16 protein-coding genes are annotated in these 20,872 nt (G+C 64.9%); 5 read left to right on the plus strand and 11 right to left on the minus strand.

What is annotated here, in order from left to right; translation table 11 throughout:
- Positions 1–30: 30 nt before the first annotated feature.
- The 6 genes from NTV05_12735 to NTV05_12760 all read right to left on the minus strand — a co-directional run bounded on the left by NTV05_12735 (position 31) and on the right by NTV05_12760 (position 6,458).
- Positions 31–2,430 (minus strand): DPP IV N-terminal domain-containing protein, encoded by a 2,400-nt coding sequence (locus NTV05_12735; GenBank protein ID MCX6545261.1) that lies wholly within the window; start codon positions 2,428–2,430, stop codon positions 31–33.
- 168 nt (positions 2,431–2,598) lie between these two features.
- Positions 2,599–3,072, minus strand: a complete 474-nt coding sequence (locus NTV05_12740; protein ID MCX6545262.1) for a hypothetical protein — start codon at positions 3,070–3,072, stop codon at positions 2,599–2,601.
- Positions 3,073–3,100: 28 nt separating this feature from the next.
- Entirely contained in the window at positions 3,101–3,604 is a 504-nt protein-coding gene (locus NTV05_12745; protein MCX6545263.1) for a metal-dependent hydrolase, read from the minus strand.
- Positions 3,604–3,927: a hypothetical protein gene (locus tag NTV05_12750; protein MCX6545264.1), complete on the minus strand. Its 324-nt coding sequence runs from the start codon at positions 3,925–3,927 to the stop codon at positions 3,604–3,606. The genes NTV05_12745 and NTV05_12750 overlap by 1 nt, the downstream gene beginning before the upstream one ends.
- Before the next feature lie 6 nt (positions 3,928–3,933).
- Positions 3,934–4,917 (minus strand): Gfo/Idh/MocA family oxidoreductase, encoded by a 984-nt coding sequence (locus NTV05_12755; protein ID MCX6545265.1) that lies wholly within the window; start codon positions 4,915–4,917, stop codon positions 3,934–3,936.
- Entirely contained in the window at positions 4,914–6,458 is a 1,545-nt protein-coding gene (locus tag NTV05_12760; protein MCX6545266.1) for a GMC family oxidoreductase, read from the minus strand. Before NTV05_12760 ends, NTV05_12755 begins: the two co-directional genes overlap by 4 nt.
- 251 nt (positions 6,459–6,709) lie before the next feature.
- Here NTV05_12760 and ygfK point away from each other — a divergent pair, with 251 nt between their 5' ends.
- From ygfK to NTV05_12775, 3 genes are read left to right on the plus strand one after another with little or no spacing between them, the layout of a single operon-like run.
- Positions 6,710–10,003 carry a putative selenate reductase subunit YgfK gene (ygfK, locus tag NTV05_12765; protein MCX6545267.1) on the plus strand — a complete coding sequence of 1,098 codons (3,294 nt, stop codon included), beginning with the start codon at positions 6,710–6,712 and terminating at the stop codon, positions 10,001–10,003.
- 58 nt (positions 10,004–10,061) lie between these two features.
- Positions 10,062–11,612, plus strand: a complete 1,551-nt coding sequence (locus tag NTV05_12770; GenBank protein MCX6545268.1) for a DUF4118 domain-containing protein — start codon at positions 10,062–10,064, stop codon at positions 11,610–11,612.
- A complete protein-coding gene (locus tag NTV05_12775; protein MCX6545269.1) occupies positions 11,609–12,307 on the plus strand; it encodes a response regulator transcription factor in 699 nt (232 codons plus the stop codon). Before NTV05_12770 ends, NTV05_12775 begins: the two co-directional genes overlap by 4 nt.
- A gap of 44 nt (positions 12,308–12,351) precedes the next feature.
- Here the strand turns inward: NTV05_12775 and kdpC are convergent, their stop codons facing one another.
- From kdpC to NTV05_12800, 5 genes are all read right to left on the minus strand, one after another.
- On the minus strand, positions 12,352–12,936 hold the full coding sequence (kdpC, locus tag NTV05_12780) for a potassium-transporting ATPase subunit KdpC (GenBank protein ID MCX6545270.1): 585 nt from the start codon (positions 12,934–12,936) through the stop codon (positions 12,352–12,354).
- Between the two features lie 26 nt (positions 12,937–12,962).
- The gene (kdpB, locus tag NTV05_12785; protein ID MCX6545271.1) at positions 12,963–14,999 is read right to left on the minus strand and encodes a potassium-transporting ATPase subunit KdpB; all 2,037 of its coding nucleotides are present in this window, start codon (positions 14,997–14,999) and stop codon (positions 12,963–12,965) included.
- Between the two features lie 9 nt (positions 15,000–15,008).
- Positions 15,009–16,784 carry a potassium-transporting ATPase subunit KdpA gene (kdpA, locus tag NTV05_12790; GenBank protein ID MCX6545272.1) on the minus strand — a complete coding sequence of 592 codons (1,776 nt, stop codon included), beginning with the start codon at positions 16,782–16,784 and terminating at the stop codon, positions 15,009–15,011.
- A 2-nt stretch (positions 16,785–16,786) separates the two neighbouring features.
- Complete coding sequence (kdpF, locus tag NTV05_12795; protein MCX6545273.1) at positions 16,787–16,876, minus strand: K(+)-transporting ATPase subunit F; 90 nt, start codon at positions 16,874–16,876, stop codon at positions 16,787–16,789.
- 110 nt (positions 16,877–16,986) lie between these two features.
- Positions 16,987–17,247, minus strand: coding sequence for a hypothetical protein (locus NTV05_12800; GenBank protein ID MCX6545274.1), 261 nt, complete (start codon positions 17,245–17,247; stop codon positions 16,987–16,989).
- A gap of 111 nt (positions 17,248–17,358) precedes the next feature.
- Between NTV05_12800 and NTV05_12805 the strand changes: the two genes are divergently transcribed.
- A complete protein-coding gene (locus NTV05_12805) occupies positions 17,359–18,498 on the plus strand; it encodes a universal stress protein (GenBank protein ID MCX6545275.1) in 1,140 nt (379 codons plus the stop codon).
- Between the two features lie 60 nt (positions 18,499–18,558).
- Positions 18,559–20,829: an APC family permease gene (locus NTV05_12810; GenBank protein MCX6545276.1), complete on the plus strand. Its 2,271-nt coding sequence runs from the start codon at positions 18,559–18,561 to the stop codon at positions 20,827–20,829.
- Positions 20,830–20,872: the final 43 nt, after the last annotated feature.

Consider the following 20,872-nt stretch of genomic DNA (forward strand, 5'->3'; position numbering starts at 1 on the left):
ATGTGACTCCAGAAATTGGACGAGCCTATTCTACTGCCCGCGCCCGCCCGACGGCGCTGGCTGCATCAGGAACTCCTTCGGCGGTTCCGCGCCGAGCAGCCACTTGACGAAGTAATCCCAGCGCCGGCGCATCATGTACGGCGCCTGATCGCCGTATCCATGCGGCTGATTCGGCAGCACCAGCAGGTCGAAATCCTTATTGGCCTTGATGAGCGCCTCGACCACCAGCATGGTGTTGGACGGCGGGACGTTGTTGTCCATCATCCCGTGCGCGAGCAGCAGCTTGCCCTTGAGGTTCTTCGCCAGCGTCTGGTTGGCCTCGGCCGCGTAGTTGTCTGTGCCGTCGGCGTTCTTCACCAGCAGACCCTGGTACCGCTCGCCCCAGTCGTCTTCGTAGTTCCGCTGGTCGTGATTGCCCGACTCCGAGATGCCCACCTTGAAAAAGTCCGGATAGCGGAACATCGCGTCGGCCGCGATGAAGCCGCCTCCAGAGTGGCCCCACATGCCGGCCCGGTCGAGGTCAATCCAGGGGAATCTGCGGGCCAGATCCTTCATACCCGCCACCTGGTCCGGCAGCGTGTTGTCGCGGCCCATCGCCCCGTAGTACGCGTCGTGGAACGACTTGGACCGGTTTGGCGTGCCGCGGCCGTCGATCGTGACGACGATGAAGCCGAGTTCGGCGAGGGCCTGCCGGTCGCCTCTGGCGGCCGAGAACGTGCGTGAGCCCGTGCTGCCCGATTGAGGGCCCGGGTACGCGTTGTTGACGACGGCGTACTTCTTCGAAGGATCAAAGCTGGTCGGCCGGAAGAGCAGCCCGTAGATGTCCGTCTTGCCGTCGGCCGCCTTCATCGTAATCGGCGTCGGCGGCTTCCAGCCCGTGGCGAGCAGTTTCGAGATGTCAGCCCGCTCGAGCGGCATCACCAGTTTGCCGTCGCCGTCCCGCAGCGTGACCACCGGCGGAACATCCGGCTTCGAGTACGTGTCGATGAAGAAGCGGCCTGACGGCGACAACTGCGCCGTGTGGTCGCCATCGTCGGGTGACAAGGACACGACATTCTTGCCGTCCATTCCGATGCGGTAGGCGTGCCGGAAATACGGATCCTGGCCTTTCTCGCGCCCGAGCGCCGTGAACCAGATGGTCCGCGTCTTCTCGTCTACCCGTGCAATCTCTGTCACCGGGCCCTCGCCGCTGGTGATCTGGCTCTTGAGCTTCCCGCTTGCCAGGTCGTAGAGATAGAGCTGTCCCCAGTCGTCGCGCTGCGATGACCAGATCACTTCGTTGGTCGTCCACAGGACCTGCCAGCCGGCGATTGATTCGAAGTGCGTGGGCACCGTCTCGTCGAACACCGTACGCACCGCACCCGTGGCGGCGTCGGCGAGACGGACGGTTGCCTGCTTGTGATCGCGCGACGTGGACGCGAACGCCAGTTGTGCGGCGTCCGGGCTCCACTTCATGTCGTTGAGGCTGAAATTGTCGCCGAGCGTCGCGCGGTGGTAGTCGGGCGGCATCTGGAGACGCGTGACGCGCGCGGCGTCGACGTCGATGATGACGCGCTGCAGCATGGCCACCGCCTTGTCGCCGGGCAGCGGGTACTTCCAGGCCTTGAGCGTGGGATGGCCGACCCTGGTGTCGACCAGGTACATGTCGCCGACCTCGCGTTCGTCCTGCTGGTATGTCGCGACCTTCTTCGAATCCGGCGACCAGAGCGCGATCGCGCGATCGCTTCCGGCCCACCCCGCGTTGTCGGTGGCGTACCCGAAGTTCTTCGCGCCATCGGTGGTGAGCGGTTTCTCCTGATTCGTGGCGATCTCGCGCACCCAGAGATTCCAGTCGCGGACGAAGACCGCGCGCTTGCCGTCCGGCGATGTCACGCCAGCGGCGGCGTCACCCCGGCCACCCCGGCCGCCCTGTCCCCCCCGCCCGCGCCCGCCCGCGCCGCGTCCGCCAATCGCATCGCCTGTGGCGACGCACTTCGCCCCGGCCACGTCGCACGACCATCGGCGCTTTGCCGCGTCGAATGACACCATCTTCGTGTCCGCCGAGAGTTCGATCGACTGAAACGGCAGCTCACGCGCCGTGGCCGTGATGCCCGCCGCCGCCGACAGTGTGGCCGCGAGCTTCGCGTGATCGAACGCCGGCCCGCGCGTGCGCCTGACCGGATCGACGAGGACGAACTCCGTCCCATCGGCGGTGACGCTGCGGTAGGAGAAGCGTTCATCCGGCAGCCAGGCGGGAGTCACGGAACCGCCGACGACCAGTCCCGACACGCCCGGTCCGAGGAATTTCTCGGCCCGTGCGTAATCGGCGGCCGTGACGGCTGCCGGCGCGTAGTTCGCGCGATCTTGCGCAACAACGGCAATCAGAGACGCGACAGTGACGAGCAGAATGACGAGCGTTGGAACCGGCAATCGACTGGCGCGGCGTACCATCGGAATCCTCCTGATGTTGGCGGATCCGCCTCAGTATGCGAACAAGGCGGACGCGCCCATGATACAAGGCCACGCTCGAAAGACAAGCGTCCCGGGCCGGAATAGACGCGTCGATCCACCGCCACTCGATTGGCGCGCCAAAGAGAAGCCGGGTCGTGTCCGGAGGGGCTACCTGGAGAAGTCAAACAGGCTGGGCGCCCAGTAGACTGCCCCGAAACGAATCGCGCGGCAGACGGTTCCCACCGTCAGGAACGCGACGAGCGGAAGCCGCAGCGTGCCCGCCATCAGGCTCACGCCGTAGAACGGCGGAAACCCGGTGACGGCACTGACCGCCACGATAGTCATGCCGCTCGCCGGGTGCTTCACGAACGCGTCCGCCGCCTTGGATGTCGCACTGCTCCGAATCCACTTCACCTTCAGCGCGCCTCGGCCGACCTGGTACAAGATGAACTTCGCCAGCATCTGCCCCGCCGTCGTCAAGGCCACGATGGCGACCGGAGACGCCTTGGTCAGCGTCGCTACGGCCAGCAGGTACAGCTCGATGTTGATAACGAAGGGGATGAGCCCGCTCACGAGCGCGATCAGGAACGTGGCGGCCCACAACGCGGTGGTGCCCAGAGCAGGAAGATCCGCGAAGCTCACGGTGTTGGCCTTTCGCCCGGCTCGTGTATCATCCGAGCGGCCACACCCCGAGTTGGTACAATCGGACCGCGAACACGACGAACATCCCGCCCTCAGTGATCCACGTCCACGCCTGCTCGTAGGTGCTCTTGAAGGCAAACCACCCGGAGTGGCCGGTGTCCGCCCACAGATACAGCGAGAACTTTCTTCGGCTGAACGGCAGCAGCAGCGGGAGCCCGACGCTGCTGCCGAGGTCGGCGGCGAAGTGCAGCAGCAGGCTGACGACGGCCAGCAGCGCCCACGAGGCGTTGATCGGCCAGAGCGCCAGCCCCACCACTGCGGCGAACAGCAGCGAGTGGGAATACGTGCAGTGGAAACGGTCCGGCGCCCACTTCAGCTTGATGGGGATGATGTCGAGGTTGGGAAGAAAATGCGTGACAAACACCACCCCGATCGCCTCCCACCCATGGATGGTCGGGCCGCCCGCCGCTGCGGTCATCTGGGGCGCGAACGAGGCGATCGTGCCAGCAAGTGCGGCGTGACCGGCCTGCACTATGTCATCCTTCCTTTCCGCGTCGTGTGCGTTACGTGCGTCACGTGCGTCGTGCGTGAGGCGCGGGCCGCCGCGGCACTTGCGTCCGTGCCGTCCTTCGGCGCATAGAAGTCGATCTTCATGTACTCCGCCCTGGCCCGTTTCGACGCGGGGTCGCTCAACATCGAAAGACCGAGCGCCGGCAGGTACGACAGCGCGTAGAACAGCACCGACTGGGCCAGGGTCAGCGGCCGAGCGGGCATCTCGACGATCGCGATCACGGTGGACCCGATCACGGCCGCGTAGAGGAAGGCAAGATACGGCGTTCGGCGGTAATCAAACATAGGGGCCTACCCGGGAGCCACGCCGGCGGATCGATACGCTTCTTCGATGACTTCGATATCGCGCCTCGCCCGGGCCAGCGTCATGCGCGGCTCTGTTCGCGCCCGCCACGCCCGCAGGAAGTCGGCAAACATTCCCGTGTAGCCTAACATGTCACCGAGATTCGGGAATCGAATGCGCCACCGGTGGCCTGAGGTCGCGAGAAACAGCCCGTTCGACTCGAACACGATGCTCCCCTCGCGCCCGTAGATACGCGACACCCGAAGCCCCTTGAGCGGGGATGCGACCTCCCAGGAGTACGACAGCACGCCGACAGGCCCCTCGTCGTACTCAATCAGCAGCGCCATGCTGCGCTCGAGGCCCGCCGCCGCCCCCGGCCGCGCCGCTTTGACGCTGCGGATCGTGAAGCCAAGTGCGCCGGCAAAATTAATCCAATGGATCCCGCCCTCGAACAGCGCCCCGCCCCCGGCCTCGCGCGGATCATCCCGCCAGGTCTCCGCGCGTTGCCGCTTCACCGCGTTCAGGTTGATAAAGAGCGGTTCGCCGATAATCCCAGCGCCAAGTGTGTCGCGCACGGCTGCCAGGATCGGTTTGTAAAAGTAGTTCTCCGCGATGTAGACAAATCGGCTCCGCGCCTCGCACGCCTTCTGAATGGCGCCGAAGTCCGACGAGCGAAGAACCGGCGGCTTCTCGAGGATGACATCCTTGCCGGCGTCGATCGCCGCCAGCGTCCACTCGAGATGGCTGCCCGGGGGCGTCACCACCGCAATCACATCCACATCGGGACTCGCCAACGCCTCGCCGTAACTGCCAAACACCGGGGCCCCGCCATGCTTCTCCGCCAACGCCCTGGCCTTATCGATCGTCCGGCTGGCGTACGAACACGTCACGCCAGGGCGCAAGCGGCGCAACGTGCGGCTGTGCGCGTCGGCCACGCGACCGCAGCCGAGGAAACACAGCCGCATCGGTCGATCGGCGCCGATATCGCTCATGCCGACGCTTTCGTCACAAGATGATCGGCCGCCCTGAGGGCCGTGGCCGCAATCGTCAGGCTCGGGTTCACGGCTCCGGAGGTCGGCATCGCACTGCCGTCGACCACGAGGAGGTTGTCCAGTCCTCGATAGCGGCACCAGCCGTCCAACGGCGCGGTGGCCGAATTGGCGCCCATGCGCACGGTGCCCAGTGCATGGGAAAAAGTCCTCACATCCAGCGTGTAGAACGACCACGCCCCGAACCGTCTCAGGATGCGCTTTGCCCGGCCGACGAGCATGCGACGTCGCTCCTCGTCTCGCAAACTGTAAGCGTGGCGAATCTCAAGGCGCGGGAGGCCGATCGCATCCGTCTCGGTCCAGTCAATGGATACGCGGTTCTCGACGTGCGGCTCATCTTCTACCATCACGAGCGCACTGACGAGATGTTCGACGAACCCTCCGAGTGGAACCCCGGCAAGAATGCGGGGCCCATGCGATTCCACCAGAATCTTGGGTGGCGGGGAGAGTTGCTGAATGCTGCCAATCCGTTCAGATCGACGGCCGCGAGTCGTTGGATCACCGCGGTAGTAATCGAAAACGGCGAGCTGCTTGTGAAACACCTTCTCGGGATCTGGACGATCGTTGCAGAAGCCAAACACCATCCCCGAGCAGTGGCGCATCAGGTAGGCTCCGACGGCATGGCCCGCTGGGGACACGCGCTCGAGCCCGGACGCGAGAAGCAGATGAGGAGAGGCCAGGGCCCCCGCAGCGAGGATGATGTGCCGGGCATTGAAGGAGACGGCTTCCCTCCGCGTCCGGTCCCAGGCCCGAACCTCCGAGATGCGCGATCCCGTCGCGACGAGCTGGGTGACAACGGTATTTGTCCGCAGGTCGAGGCCCTGCGCCTCGAGCGGGCCAATGACCGCGACGCCGGTATCGTTCTTGGCTTTGATGGCACACGCATAGGTGTCGCAGGCTCGACACCCGTCACAGGGCTTCCGTCCATTGTTCCTGGTGAAATTGATCGCGAGGGGCAGCGGAAACGGATGCAGGCCCAGGTCGCGCGCGGCATCCCGGAATCGCTCGGATACCCGAGCCAGGGGTGCCGGTGCGTAGGGATACGGGTCGCGCCGGGGCGGGCGGGTTGGATCCTCGCTGTCGTCGCCGGCGACTCCGAGGATGCGCTCGGCCTCGCCGTAGTAGGGCTCGAGTTCGTCGTACCGGAAGGGCCAGGCCGCACCCGAATCGCCGGCGATCTCTGCGCTCGGAGCGAAGTCTTCTTCGCGAAACCTCAACGACACCCCGCCGTAGAAGACCGATGGTCCTCCCACGCAAAACACGCTGCCGATCTGCGGTTCCCAGCCGCTGTCCCCGCATCTGTAGGCGCTCTCTCTCGAGTACTGGGGCGTGAACGGCATGCTCGCGGCCGGGTCCCGATTGTCAGGCCCGCGGGGCACCCAGTCCCCGCGCTCGAGCATCAGGACACGCCATCCCGCCCGGACCAGGCGGTGCGCGGCCATTGCACCTCCAAAACCGCTCCCGATGACGAGGGCGTCGTACATGCCACTCCACAGTATTGCGACGACATTGACCGGAACCGAAGCGAGAACCAAGTGCCGGCTTGGCGACGACGGAACGCGTCGCCGCCGCCGGTATTATGCGTTTGAGCAGGCGTCGAGTAAAGCGGACAGCCTGACCGCGCCGCCCTGGTACCGCTCCGCATTGACGGAAGGAACAAGAGCCCCGCTGGCGTATGCTGTCTGGCGGAGGCCGTCTCACTTACGCCGGTCCTGGCCTCAGAGCACTGTCTTCCATGTCCGATGTCATGCGAATCCAGCCGTTTGCGACGCAACTCGCCCGGATTCTCATGGAATACGAGCGCCACGGCTCGATCTTCGACATCCCCGAATCAATGTTCTACACGCCGGCGCCGAATGCGCCATTTGCGGTGCCGGATCTGTTCGGCCGCCACCTCGCGACACCAGTGGGACCCTCGGCCGGGCCGCACACCCAACTCAGCCAGAACATCATCTCGGCCTTCCTCTGCGGCGGCCGATTCATGGAGTTGAAGACGGTTCAGGTGCGGGACCAGCTGACGATCCCTCGTCCCTGCATCGACATGACCGACGAGGGCTACAACGTCGAGTGGTCCCAGGAGCTCACCCTCGATCAATCGGCACACGAGTACATCGTTGCCTGGGCCATCGTACACATCCTGCCCCGGCTGCTCGGATGGGACCGCCAGTCGAGCAGTCCGTCTGGCGGTCCTGGTGTCATCTTCGACATGAGCGTCGGCTACAACTTCGAAGGCATCACCAGCCCCCGCATGACGCACTTCCTGGATGTGATGGCTGACGCGTCCGGCCAGATCGGCCAGATCACTGATTGTCTGCGTCGCCAGTTCCCACGATTCTCCGATATCGAGATTCCCGCCCGCATTGTCAGCAGCGTCACCCTCTCGACGATGCACGGCTGCCCGCCGGACGAGATCGAGCGCATTGCCCTCTACCTGCTGGACCAACGGAACCTCCACACCGTCGTCAAGCTCAATCCCACCCTGCTCGGCCGCGACGAGGTGCGTGACATCGTCAACGGCCAGCTGGGCTTTATCGAGATCGAGATTCCCGACGCCGTGTTCGACCACGATCTGCACTACGACGGGGCCGTTGGCCTGATTGCCAGGCTCAAGCGCGCAGGAACGGAACGAGGCCTGACCTTCGGCGTCAAGTTGAGCAACACGCTGGCCACGCGCAACCACACCGGGCGGTTGCCAGGCGACGAAGTGTACATGTCCGGTCGGTCACTCTATCCGGTGACGATGAAGCTGTTCGACCGGTTGCTCCATGCGTTCAACGGCGAACTGCACGTTTCTTACTCGGCGGGCGTCGATGCGCTCAATGTCGCCACCGTTCTGTCGTGCGGTGCGCTGCCGGTGACCGGGTGTACCGATCTGCTGAAGCCGGGAGGCTATGCACGCCTCACCGACTGGCTGGCGCACGCCGGCACGGCGATGAACGCCGCCGGGGCGACCAGTGTCGCAGATTACTCGCAGGATCGGTTGTCCAACGTCGGCCGCGCCGCCACCGAGGCGCTCTCGAATCCGCGGTACAAGAAGAACGCGTTTCCACACGGCCTGCCGAAGGTGGCATCAGGCCTGGGGCTATGGGATTGCGTCGTCGCTCCGTGCGTCGAAGCGTGCGCCGTGGAGCAGGATGTGCCCGAGTACGCGTGGCTCATTGCGCAGGGCGATTACGACCGGGCGCTCGAGGTCATCCTGGCCCGCAATCCGCTGCCTGGGGTCACCGGCTACGTGTGCACGAGGGTGTGCGAGACGCGGTGCACCCGTAACGACTACGACGAGACCGTCGCGATCCGCGCGTTGAAGCGAATCGCCGAAGAACGCGGGCACGCGGAGTATGTGTCAAGGTTGGCGGCGCCGACCGGACGGCGAGTTGCGATTATCGGGAGCGGCCCGTCCGGTCTCGCCGCAGCCGCATTTCTCGCGCTCAATGGCGTGCAGGCGACGATCTTCGAATCGAAGGGTGTCGCCGGCGGAATGTTGCGCATGGTTCCGCCATTCCGCCTGCCGTCGGAGATCATTGAGCGGGACATCGGCCGGATCATCGCGCTCGGCGTGACGATCGCGCTCAACACGAGAATCAGCGGCCCCCCGGAGGAGTTGCTCGCGCGAGGGTTCGACGCGGTCTACCTTGCCGCAGGGTTTCAGCGCGATGCGCCGCTGGACGTGCCCGGGGTCGATGGCGCTGGTGTCATTCCCGCCCTGGCCATGCTCGAACGTGCGCGGCGCGGGCAGGCTGTGGCGATAGGGAAGCGCCCCGTCATCATCGGCGGCGGCGACACGGCGATGGACGCCGCGCGCACGGCGCAGCGACTTGTCGGCAGTCCGGTCACGATTTTGTATCGCCGCACGCGCCCGGAGATGCCCGCTGCCCCCGAGGAACTCGACGGCGCGCTCGAAGAAGGCAATCGCCTCGAGGAACTGGTGGCCCCGGTGGAGATCCTCCGCGATGGCGCCAGCGTCATCGGCGTCCGGTGCGTGCGCAACGAGCTCGGCGAGTCCGGGGCCGACGGGAGGCGGAACCCCAAGGCCATTCCCGGGAGCGAGTTTGTTGTGCCGTGCGACACGGTCATCGTGGCCGTTGGCCAGCGTCCCGAGTTGACGTTTCTCGATGGAAGCCAGGTGACGCGCCACGCGAAAGGCGGCGTGGTGGTTGACCACGCGACGCGGTGTGCCGGTCCGGACCGGGTGTACGCCGGCGGCGACATGGTCGTTGAACCCGGCAGCATCATCACGGCGTGCGCGGACGGACGTAAAGCGGCCGAGTCGATCTGCGACCGCCTGGGCGTGCCATTTGCGCAGCCGTCTTCGCGGCCCTTGCGTCTTTCGGCGCAGGACATCATCGACGTCAAGGCCGTGAGGGCGCAGAGGATTCATCAATTCAAGCCGAATCTGACGCCGGCGGCCGAGCGCGTGAGCTTCACCCTGGTCGAATCCACGATCGCCGCTGCCGCCGCGCGCCGTGAGGCGTTGCGCTGTGTGCAGTGCGCCGCGTTGTGCGACAAGTGCGTCGAGGTCTGCCCGAACCGGTCGAACTACACCTTCGCGATGCGTCCGGTGCGCTGGACACTACCCGTCGTTGGCGCCGACGGCGGGCGGCTGGTTGTGACGGGTTCTGAGGAGTTCATCATCATGCAGGATCGCCAGATCCTGCACGTCGATGATTTCTGCAACGAGTGCGACAACTGCCAGACGTTCTGTGTGCATCACGGCCGGCCCTACGCCGACAAGCCGCGTCTGTTCCTCGATGCCGGCGTCTTTGCGGCCGAAAGCAGCAATGCGTTCCACATCGACGGCGACGCGATTCGGCGTCGTGAGAGCGGGCGCGAGAGTTCCCTCCTGGTTGGCAACGACACCTTCATGTTCGAGGATGCCCGTTTGGAGGTCGTCTTGTCGAGAGACTGGCGGATTCGGAGCATGATCGCGAAGGTGCCGTTTGAGGGCACCTGCTCATTCCGATCTGCGGCCGAGATGGCTGTGCTCTACGAAGGCGTCGGCGCAGCGTTGCCGTTTCTGCTGATCCGGTAGACGCTTTCGTGAATCGAAGGGTTAGAATCGCAGCGATCGATCGACAAGGCTTGTGTGTGTGGTGACAACCAACGCGATCTTCGCACTCGGTGGACGGTTCCGTGAGGTGTGGCACCTCGCTGCCGGCGTCGCTGCGCTCGTGCTCGTGACGCTCATCTACCGTGGGCTGGTCGGTATTTCCAACCCGACCGTCGTTGCTTTTTCGTACCTGCTCATAATTCTGCTGCTGGCCGCCGCCTCGACGCTGCGTGTGGCCGTGGCGGCTTCAGTGCTGGCCGTCCTGGCGGTCAACTTCTACTTTCTGCCGCCGGTCGGCACCTTCACCATCGCGGACCCGCAGAACTGGGTCGCACTGCTTGCCTTCCTGGCGGTCAGTTTCGTGGCGAGCCGGCTTTCGCTCGTCGCGCGGCAGCGCGCCGATGATGCCACTGAGCGCCGTGACGAGCTGAATCGGCTCTTCGACCTGAGCCGGGACATCCTGCTGACCACCGAGAGCCGTGATGCCGTCGATGATCTTGCCAGGTACATGACGCGCCGGTTCAGCCTCGATTACGTCTGTATATGTCTGCCTGGCCCCGAAGCATGGCACCTGCACGAATCCGGGTCCGGCGTCATCCTCGATCGACACGAACTGGACCTGGCGCTCGCGACTGCGCGCGGAGCGCTGGAGTTCGATGCGCAGACGCGAACCTACGGCGGGCACCGCCGCGTCGTCACCGACACTGGGGTGGAAGCGCTGCTGGTGCCGCTTCGCCTGGGCACTCGCGCAGTCGGCCTGCTGGCAACGGCAGGACGCCAGGTCGACCCCGGCACACTGGACGCGATTGCCGGTCTGGCGGCGATCGCTATCGAGCGCGTGAAGTTCCTGGAGGAACGGCAGGCGGCCGAACGCGTCCGGCATGGCGCCGAGTTGAAATCGGCGCTGCTGGCGTCGCTTGGCCACGACTTGAGAACCCCGCTTACGGCCATCGGGGTCGCGGCCAACAACCTGCGAGCGTCGTGGTTGACCGAGACGCAGCGCGTCGAACAACTAGATATCGTGGTGTCGGAAGTCGAACGGCTGAATCGCCTGTTCCAGAACATCGTCGACATGGCCCGCATCGATACCGGTGGCGTGGATGCCGAGCTGGAGTGGGTGCATCCGTCAGAGGTCGTCGACGCGGCGGTTCAACAGGCGCAGCGCGCGGTGCAGGATCATCAATTGGTGATTGACGCGGAGACCACGAAGGTGGTGCAGGTCGATCCCAGGCTGACCGCCGCGGCCCTCGCGCATCTCCTGGAGAATGCGGGACAGTACGCACCGGCGGGGACAGCGATCGCGGTCATCGCTCAGGTCGATGACGAGGGGCTGACACTAGCCGTCAGAGATCGGGGACCCGGCATCAGCGCGCAGGATCTGCCGCGCCTGTTTGAGCGGTTCTACAGGGGGGCCAGCGCTCGCAGGCTCGCATTCGGCACAGGGATGGGGCTGGCCATCACCCGGGGATTGCTTGCCGCGCAGGGCGGCCGCGTGTGGGCCGAGAATATGCCCGGTGGTGGTGCGTGCTTTACCATGCATGTCCCGACGGCAAGCCGCATCCGGCCGGCTCCGGGCACGGAATCGCCATGACACGCCAGGCACGCATCCTGCTCGTCGATGATGAGGTATCCATCCAGCGAACAATGACACCACTGCTGCGCTCGCGCGGCTACGACGTGGAGGTGGCGGGGACTGGACGGGACGCGCTTGCGTCGATCGAGCGGGAACAGCCGGACCTCATCGTGCTGGACCTCGGCTTGCCCGACATCGACGGTCTTGACGTCTGCCGCCGCGTGCGGGAGCGATGGGACATTCCGATTCTCGTGCTGTCGGCCAGGGGCGCAGAAAAAGACAAGGTCGTCGCGCTCGACGAGGGAGCCGACGACTACGTGACAAAGCCGTTTGGCCCCGACGAACTGCTGGCCCGCGTGAGGGCCGCGCTGCGCCGCAGGCTCGCAGGCGACCAGCCCGATTCAGGTCAACTGCAGCGGGGCGATCTCGTCATTGACTTCGACCGGCGACGCGTCACCCGGGGCGACACCGAGGTCAGGCTGACGCCGAAGGAATTCGAGTTGCTCGCCATCATGGCGCGCCATGCCGGCCAGGTGCTGACGCACCGCGTGATCCTGAAGAGCATCTGGGGACCCCACAGCGTCGATCAACCGGAACACCTGCGGGTGCTGATGGGGCAGTTGCGCAAGAAGATCGAACCCGACCCTGCCCGCCCGCGATACCTCGTCACCGAGCCGTGGGTCGGCTATCGATTTGCGGCCGACATCGAGTGAAGCCGGCGCCCCGGAGTCACGGCGCACCTGGCGATCGACCTCGACTATTTCCGCATCGGGTACCGCGCATCCAGCGCGAGGTTCAGCAGCAGCACATTCACACGGGCCTCTCCGAGCACGCCGAGATCTCGCTCCTCCGTGTGTTCCGCGACGACGCGCCTGACCACGGACTCTGGAATCCCACGTTCTCGCGCGACCCGCGCCATCTGGAATTCGGCCGCCGCCGGCGAGATGTGCGGGTCGAGGCCGGATCCTGAGGCGGTCACCAGGTCTATCGGAACCGGCTTCGTCTGGTCCTTACGACGAGCGGCCGCGACGCCGGCGGCGACGCGGTCAACCAGCGCCCTGTTCGTGGGGCCGAAGTTCGAACCGCCGGACGCGGTTGGGTCGTATCCGGCCGATCCAGCGGCCGACGGCCGCGATCTGAAGTACCCGGCGGAGGAGAACGGCTGGCCGATCAGCCTGGACCCGACAATTCTGCCTTCGCGGTACACCAGTTGCCCGTTGGCTTTGTCCGAAAACAGAGCCTGCGCGATTGCCGTCACGACGAGTGGGTAGCCGAGTCCGAGCACGACGGCCATGACAGCCGTCATCAAGAGGGCCACTATCGTGTTCTTCCAGACGTTCATGACGAATCGCTCGCTTTCCTGCGCCACTACGCGAGACGCAGCGCCGTGATGATGACGTCGATGATCTTGATGCCCGCAAACGGCACGACCAGCCCGCCAGCTCCGTAGATCAGCAGGTTCCGACGCAACAGCCGTTCGGCGCTCATCGGTCTGTACTGGACGCCTCTCAAGGCCAGCGGCACGAGCGCCACGATGATGACGGCGTTGAAGATCACGGCCGACAGGATCGCCGATTCCGGGGTGTGGAGCCGCATGACGTTCAATGTCATCAGGACCGGGAACGTGACCGCAAACATCGCCGGGATGATCGCGAAGTACTTCGCGACGTCGTTCGCGATCGAAAAGGTCGTCAGCGCCCCGCGCGTCATCAGCAACTGCTTGCCGATTTCGACGATGTCGATGAGCTTCGTCGGGTTCGAGTCGAGGTCCACCATATTGCCGGCCTCTTTGGCGGCCTGCGTCCCCGTATTCATGGCGACCGCGACGTCGGCCTGAGCGAGTGCCGGGGCGTCATTCGTGCCATCGCCGGTCATAGCGACCAGCTTGCCCTCCTGCTGCTCCCGCCTGATCAGGCGCAGTTTGTCCTCCGGTGTGGCCTGCGCCAGAAAGTCGTCAACGCCGGCCTCGCTGGCAATCGACGCTGCGGTCAGCGGGTTATCGCCGGTGATCATCACCGTCCTGATGCCCATCGCACGAAGCTGGGCGAAGCGATCGCGGATGCCGCCCTTGACGATGTCCTTGAGGTGGATGACGCCAAGGGCGCGGCCGCCATCGGCCACGACCAGCGGCGTCCCGCCCGATCGGGCGATCCGGGCGATCAGCGGATCCAGATCGGGAGGAACGATGCCGCCGTGTTCAATCACGAAGCGCTGCACGGCGTCTGCGGCACCTTTGCGGATCCGTCGCCCGTCGGTGTCGACGCCGGACATTCGAGTCAGGGCACTGAATGCGACGAACGCCACGCGCGGAGTGACCTCACGGCCACGGAGGCCGTACTTGGTCTTGGCCAGGATGACGATAGACCGGCCCTCGGGGGTCTCGTCAGGCAGCGACGAGATCTGCGCCGCGCTGGCGAGTTCCTGTTCCGTGACACCGCTCAGCGGGACAAACTCCGTGGCTTCGCGGTTGCCAAGCGTGATCGTTCCGGTCTTGTCGAGCAGCAGCGTATGGATGTCACCGGCGGCTTCGACGGCTCGACCGGACATGGCCAGGACATTGCGCTGCACCAGCCGGTCCATGCCGGCAATCCCAATCGCCGACAACAAGCCGCCAATCGTCGTAGGGATCAGACACACCAGCAGCGACACCAGCACGAAGACCGACTGCGGGGATCCGGAGTAAATGGCCATCGGCTGAAGCGCCACAACCGCCAGCAGAAAGATGATCGTCAAGCCCGCCAGCAGGATGTTCAGCGCGATCTCGTTTGGCGTCTTGCGGCGCGCCGCGCCCTCAACCAGCGCGATCATGCGATCCAGAAACGTCTCGCCCGGGTTCGATGTGATCCGGATCGTGATCGAATCCGACAGCACTTTCGTGCCCCCCGTGACCGCCGATCGATCGCCTCCCGATTCGCGAATGACGGGTGCGGACTCTCCCGTGATCGCCGATTCATCCACCGACGCCACGCCTTCGACGACCTCGCCGTCGCCCGGAATGAACTCCCCCGCTGCGACGATGACCACGTCGTCTCTTCGTAGCATCGCTGCCGAAACCGTCTCGGTCGTCCCGTCGGCGCGGCAGCGCCGGGCCACGGTCTCGGTCCTGGCTTTCCGGAGTGTGGCGGCCTGGGCCTTTCCGCGTCCCTCGGCCATCGCCTCGGCAAAGTTGGCGAAGAGCACCGTCAGCCACAGCCAGCACGTGATCTGCACCTCAAAACCGATGTGGCCGGCGCCCGTTGTCATGTGCCACGCCAGCTCTGCCGTTGTCAGAACGCAGCCGATCTCGACGACGAACATCACCGGATTGCGCATCATCAGACGGGGGTCGAGCTTGCGCAGCGCGCCCGGGAGCGCCGTGCCGACGATGCCGGCATCCCAGATGGCGGACGAATGACGAACAGCCACAACAGACCCCTAGTACACGCGGCCTTGACCCATCATCAAGTGCTCGACGATTGGGCCAAGGCTCAGCGCCGGAAAGAACGTCAGAGCCCCCACAATCACGACGACGCTGACCAGCAGCACGGTGAACAGCGGCGTCGTCACGGGGAAAGTCCCTGGCGACGGGGGAACCCGTTTCTTTCGGCCCAGGCTCCCGGCGACCGCGAGCGTTGGAATCACGACCAGAAACCGACCGACGAGCGTGGCCAGGCCGATGGCCACGTTGTACCACCGGGTGTTGACCGACAGACCCGCAAACGCCGACCCGTTATTACCGGTCCCGGAGACAAACGCATACAGGATCTGAGTCAGACCGTGGGGGCCGGGATTGCTGATGCTGGATGTGCCGAACGACGATGAGACCACCGAGATGCCGGCCAGCACGAGAATCGTCAAAGGGAAGATCAGCACCGCCAGCATGGCCATCTGCACGTCGTACGCCTGGATCTTCTTGCCCATGTACTCTGGTGTGCGTCCGACCATCAGGCCGGCGATGAACACTGCCAGAATCACGAAGATCAGCATTCCGTACAGGCCCGAGCCGACGCCGCCAAAGATCACTTCACCAAGCATGATGTTGACCAGAGGCACCATGCCGCCAAGGGGCGTGAACGAGTCGTGCGCGCCGTTGGCGGCTCCGCAACTGGCATCAGTGGTAACGGTCGCGAAGAGCGCCGAGGCGGGAATACCGAACCGGACCTCCTTGCCCTCCATGTTGCCGCCCGGAGACGTCGCGCTCGCGGCCTGATCGGTGCCCGTCAGCAGCGGATTGCCCCGCGCCTCTGCCCAGTACGTCGTGGTGACGCCAGCGAGAAAAAGAAACGCCATGGCCGCCCACACCGCCCATCCGTGTCTTCGCGAGCCCGTCATCTCACCCAGCATGTAGACCAGAGCCGCGGAGATAGCGAAAATCGCGAACATCTCGAGGAAGTTGGTCAGGGGTGTCGGGTTTTCGAATGGATGCGCGCTGTTGGCGTTGAAGAAGCCGCCCCCGTTGGTGCCGAGTTCCTTGATCGCTTCCTGCGATGCCACGGGCCCCTGGGCGATGAGTTGTTCGTTGACAATCCGTGTCGTGATCCTGCCATTTGCGTCTGTGGTCGTAACACGTTGCGGGTCAACCAGTGTCGCCCTGTCGTAGGGCCGCAGATTCTGCACGACTCCCTGCGACACCAGCAGCAGAGCGCCGACCAGGCACAGCGGCAGCAGCACCCAGAGCGTCGCTCTCGTGAAGTCCACCCAGAAGTTGCCGAGAGCGTCGCGTTCTCGTCTGGAGACACCCCGAATGAAGGCCACGGCCAGCGCGATGCCAGTGCCGGCAGACACAAAGTTCTGAAATGACAGCCCGGCCATCTGCGTGAGATAGCTCATGGTGCTCTCGCCGCTGTAGGCCTGCCAGTTCGTGTTCGTGGTGAACGAGGCCGCCGTGTTGAACGCGAGGTCTTCAGGCACCGCCGCGAACGCCTGGGGATTCCAGGGCAGCCATTGCTGCACGCGCAGCAGGACGTAGAGCAGGACCATCGACACCATGCTGAACAGCAGCATGGCGGCGCCATATTCGGTCCATCGCATCTCGCGCAATTCGTCGACGCGCGTCAGCCAGTACAGCCCCCGTTCGACGGGCCGCATGAGGCGATCGAGGAAAGTCCGCTGTCGCTCGAACACGCGCACCAGATACAGGCTAAGCGGCTTGGTGACAGCCAGCACGGCCGCCATGAATAGAAGGATCTGCGCCCAACCATTGAGGGTCATCGTCAGAACTTCTCCGGGGCGAGCAGGGCGACGACGAGGTACACGAGCACGGCGACCGATACCGCGAGCGGAATCACGTATTCGGCGGGCATGCCTCGTTCCTCACTTCAGTCGGTCGCAGCCAATGATGCAGGCGGCAGCGACGGCGAAGAACACGACGGTGATGCCGAGATAAACCGCATCGAACATGGTCAGCCAGCCTTCACTCGTGTCGGTACATCAGGTTCTCGAAGATCCGGCCGACCTGTGCCAGAGAGGCTGGGATCCCCCGCCGCCCGGGATTAGCCGGTCGGGATCCGTTTACTCCGGGCATCACCACTGACTCGCCGGCGATCAGATGCCGGAGGGCTAGCAGGCCGACGATGGCCTGGTCGATTGTGGCGAGCATTTCGTGGCGGGATCCGCGAAGGGTCTGCGCCGGGAGAACGAATGAGTCGATGTCGGGAGTGCTCTCACGCTTCATGGCTGCCTCTCTACCCAACAATAGAAAAACGGACATGAAGATGCGCTAAAAGGTCCATAAAGATTCCGTAAAGAACACGGCCCCGTTGGCGCTCCCCCCTACAATGAGACGATGCCGGACGAGACACCTGATGCCGTCGCGGACCGGATGCTCGCGCGGATCCACGATCGCGAGCACGCCCGTCTGCGCGTCTACATCGGCGCAGCGCCAGGTGTGGGCAAGACGTACCTGATGCTGCGCGACGCCCAACTCCTCAAAGACCGGGGCCTGGATGTCGTCATCGGGTTTGTCGAGACCTACGACCGAGCCGATACGGACGCCCAGGTGGGGACGCTCGAGATCGTGCCGCGCCGGCGTATTCCGTATCGGGGCGTCGTGGTAGAGGACATGGACCTCGATGCCGTGCTGGCCAGGCGCCCGGCTGTCGCGCTGGTGGACGAACTGGCCCACTCCAATGTGCCCGGCTGCCGCAACCAGAAGCGGTACGAGGACGTCCTCGAGCTGCTTTCCGCCGGGATCCACGTCTTGACGGCGGTCAACATCCAGCACCTTGAGACCCTCAACGACACGGTCGCCAGGATGACCGGCGTGAGGGTTCGTGAGACGGTGCCCGACACGCTGCTGGCGCGTGCGGATGAAGTTGTCAACGTCGATGTGAGCGGCGAGGAATTGCGTAACCGGCTCAGACAGGGGAAGATCTACAGGCCAGACAAAATCGAGCAGGCGCTCGGAAGCTTTTTCCGGAAAGGCAATCTGTCCGCGCTGCGAGAACTCGCCCTGCGGGTCGTGGCCGACGAAGTCGGCGCTCAGGCGGCGTCCTATAGGCAACGCGAGGGTCTCGAGCCGGCTCTGATCCCCGAACGCGTGATGGTCTGCATGAGCTCGAACACCGAGGCCACGCGCGTGCTTCGCATAGGAGCCAGGATTGCCGGGCGTCTCGGCGCCCATTGGTACGCCGTCTACGTCGAGACCCCGAAAGAGCGGGTCGATCGAATAGCCCCGAAGGATCGGGAAGCCCTGTCGAAGAACACGGCGCTGGCCGAAGCGCTGGGCGGCACCGTCGTACGCGTCAGGGCCCAGCGGCCCGCCGACGGCCTGATATCGTTTGCGCGCCGCGAGGGCATCACACACGTCGTGTTCGGTCAGAGTCTGCGATCGAGATGGGAAATCCTGATGCACGGTTCGGTCATCGATCGCTTCCTGGCAGAGGTGCCCGACGCAACGGTCCAGGTTGTGCCCGTGAACGCCTGACACACGGGGCATGAGAACGCCAGCGCTGGCCGCGGCGGCTGACAAGTCGAGGATTGACTGATGAAGGTGAACGAAGCGCTCCCCCGATCACAACCCACACAGGTCGTGGTCGCCACCACGGTCCTGCTGTCGTTCTTCTCGTTCTGGCGCGCAGCCGCCATCGTGCTCGGCGACCTCGGGTCGTCGGCCTTCTACGCCGGCGGCATCGCCGAACAGGCCGTAGGCAGGGCCGCCCCCTGGTTCATCCTGGGCGTCATGTCGTTTGCGTGGGTCGTGCGGGCCATCTACATCGAGAGCTCGGTGATGTTCGTCCGCGGCGGCGTGTACCGCGTCGTCAAGGAGGCCATGGGCGGCACCATGGCCAAACTCTCGGTGTCGGCGCTGTTGTTCGACTACGTGCTGACGGGGCCGATCAGTGCCGTGTCCGCCGGCCTGTATCTGATGGGTTTGGCCGGAGAGGTGCTGGCCCGCTTCGGCATTGCCCTGCCCATTCCAAGGGACAACCTGGCGGCGGTGTTTGCGGTGCTGGTCATCATCTACTTCTGGTGGCGCAACACACAGGGCCTGCACGAGTCGAGCTCGGACGCGTTGCACATCATGTACATCACGACCGTCATGGTCGTGATCCTGCTCGGCTGGTCGATCGTCACATTGCTGATGCGAGGCGGTTCGATGCCGCCGCTGCCCGTGTCGGAGAACTTCCATTTCACCGATGATGCGCTCGGGTGGCTGAAAGACACGCGATTCCCGGCAATCACGGCCATTGCCCTCATCATCGGCTTCGGCCACTCCTTCCTCGCGATGAGCGGGTATGAGTCGCTCGCCCAGGTCTACCGGGAAATCGAGTCGCCCAAACCGCTCAACCTGCGGCGCACGGGCGTCGTCGTGTTCGTCTACGCGCTCGTGTTCACCGGATCGGTCAGCTTCCTCGCCGCCGCGCTGATTCCCGACGCTGTGCGCCCGCAGTTCTACGACAACCTGATTTCGGGCATCGCGATGCACCTGGTCGGGCCGCTCAGCCTCCGGCTGCTGTTCCAGGCCTTCGTCGTGGTTGTCGGCGTGTTGATGCTCGCCAGCGCCGTCAACACCGCCATCGTCGGCTCGAACGCGGTGCTCAACCGGGTGTCGGAAGACGGCGTCCTGCCGGAGTGGTTTCGCCAGCCGCACAAGCGGTACGGCACCACGCACCGGTTTCTCAACCTGATTGTCGGGCTCCAGTTGCTGACCGTGTTGCTGAGCGGCGGGCACATCTACATCCTCGGCGAGGCGTACGCGTTCGGCGTGATCTGGAGTTTTGCGTTCAAGGCGCTGGCGGTGCTGGTGCTGCGTTTCAGATCGCCCGGCGAGCGCGAGTGGCGAGTGCCGCTCAACCTGAAGGTCGGGTCCGTCGAACTGCCGATTGGGCTGGCCGCGATTACCATGGCGCTCTTTTCGGTGGCAGTCGTCAACCTGTTCACCAAGCAGGTCGCGACGATCTCGGGATCGATCTTCACGCTGCTGGTGTACGGCGCGTTCGTGTGGTCGGAGCGGGTCACCGCGAGAAAGCGTGCCGCGCAGGCGCTGCACGGGCATCCGCTGGACCAGTTCCAGTTGCTCCCGGCGCCAGATGTGGGGCTGGCGGAAGTGGCTGCGCGGGCCGGCAACGTGCTCGTGCCCGTGCGCGATCCCAATACACTGGCGCACCTGAAATGGGTGTTGAATCACACCGACACAGACAAGCGCGACATCGTCGTGATGACAGCGCGCCTGCTGCAGGGCCCCGATACCGGGTACCGCGATCTGGCCCTCGCGCGCCTCTTCGCCGATTACGAGCAGACGCTGTTTACGAAGGTCGTGGCCGTGGCCGAACGCGAGGGCCGTCCGGTGAAGCTGCTGGTCGTGCCATCGACCAACGCCAGCGATGCGATTGCACAAACAGCCGTGCGGCTGCAGTCCACCGAGATCGTCGTCGGCGAGTCGGCAAAGATCTCCGGGGCCCAGATGGCGCTGATGCTCGGCGAGGCATGGGACCGGATCGACAAGGACAGGGACTTTCGATCGCGGCTGGTCGTCTGCCAGCGAAGCGGCGCGCTCGAGATGTACCAACTCGGTTTGCACGTCCCGCCGCTCACGCCCGAAGATCTCGAACTGATTCACAAGCTGTGGCTTGACGCGGTGGCGAAGCTGGGCCTGCAGGTGCACCACCGGGATGTCGTGCGCACGGCGATCGAGGAACTGGCCGGCGACCTGTCGGCCGGCGCTCGCGATCGGGCGGTGGACCTGATCGCCCGCAACCTCGGACGTACGACCGAGCCAGCAGACCGACGACAGAATCCACCGGGTCCGGTTTAGGTTACCTCCGCCCGTCTCTTCGGGAAAGACTGTTAGAATCGCC

The organism is Acidobacteriota bacterium (assembly GCA_026393755.1).
In the GTDB taxonomy this organism is placed as follows: domain Bacteria; phylum Acidobacteriota; class Vicinamibacteria; order Vicinamibacterales; family JAKQTR01; genus JBAXOX01.

Bases quoted from the DNA above. Each gene is read 5' to 3' on its own strand.
- NTV05_12735 (MCX6545261.1), bottom strand. From the start codon at position 2,430: ATGGTACGCCGCGCCAGTCGATTGCCGGTTCCAACGCTCGTCATTCTG.
- NTV05_12750 (MCX6545264.1), bottom strand. From the start codon at position 3,927: ATGTTTGATTACCGCCGAACGCCGTATCTTGCCTTCCTCTACGCGGCC.
- NTV05_12755 (MCX6545265.1), bottom strand. From the start codon at position 4,917: ATGAGCGATATCGGCGCCGATCGACCGATGCGGCTGTGTTTCCTCGGC.
- NTV05_12760 (MCX6545266.1), bottom strand. From the start codon at position 6,458: ATGTACGACGCCCTCGTCATCGGGAGCGGTTTTGGAGGTGCAATGGCC.
- ygfK (MCX6545267.1), top strand. From the start codon at position 6,710: ATGTCCGATGTCATGCGAATCCAGCCGTTTGCGACGCAACTCGCCCGG.
- NTV05_12775 (MCX6545269.1), top strand. From the start codon at position 11,609: ATGACACGCCAGGCACGCATCCTGCTCGTCGATGATGAGGTATCCATC.
- kdpC (MCX6545270.1), bottom strand. From the start codon at position 12,936: ATGAACGTCTGGAAGAACACGATAGTGGCCCTCTTGATGACGGCTGTC.
- kdpA (MCX6545272.1), bottom strand. From the start codon at position 16,784: ATGACCCTCAATGGTTGGGCGCAGATCCTTCTATTCATGGCGGCCGTG.
- kdpF (MCX6545273.1), bottom strand. From the start codon at position 16,876: ATGCCCGCCGAATACGTGATTCCGCTCGCGGTATCGGTCGCCGTGCTC.
- NTV05_12800 (MCX6545274.1), bottom strand. From the start codon at position 17,247: ATGAAGCGTGAGAGCACTCCCGACATCGACTCATTCGTTCTCCCGGCG.
- NTV05_12805 (MCX6545275.1), top strand. From the start codon at position 17,359: ATGCCGGACGAGACACCTGATGCCGTCGCGGACCGGATGCTCGCGCGG.
- NTV05_12810 (MCX6545276.1), top strand. From the start codon at position 18,559: ATGAAGGTGAACGAAGCGCTCCCCCGATCACAACCCACACAGGTCGTG.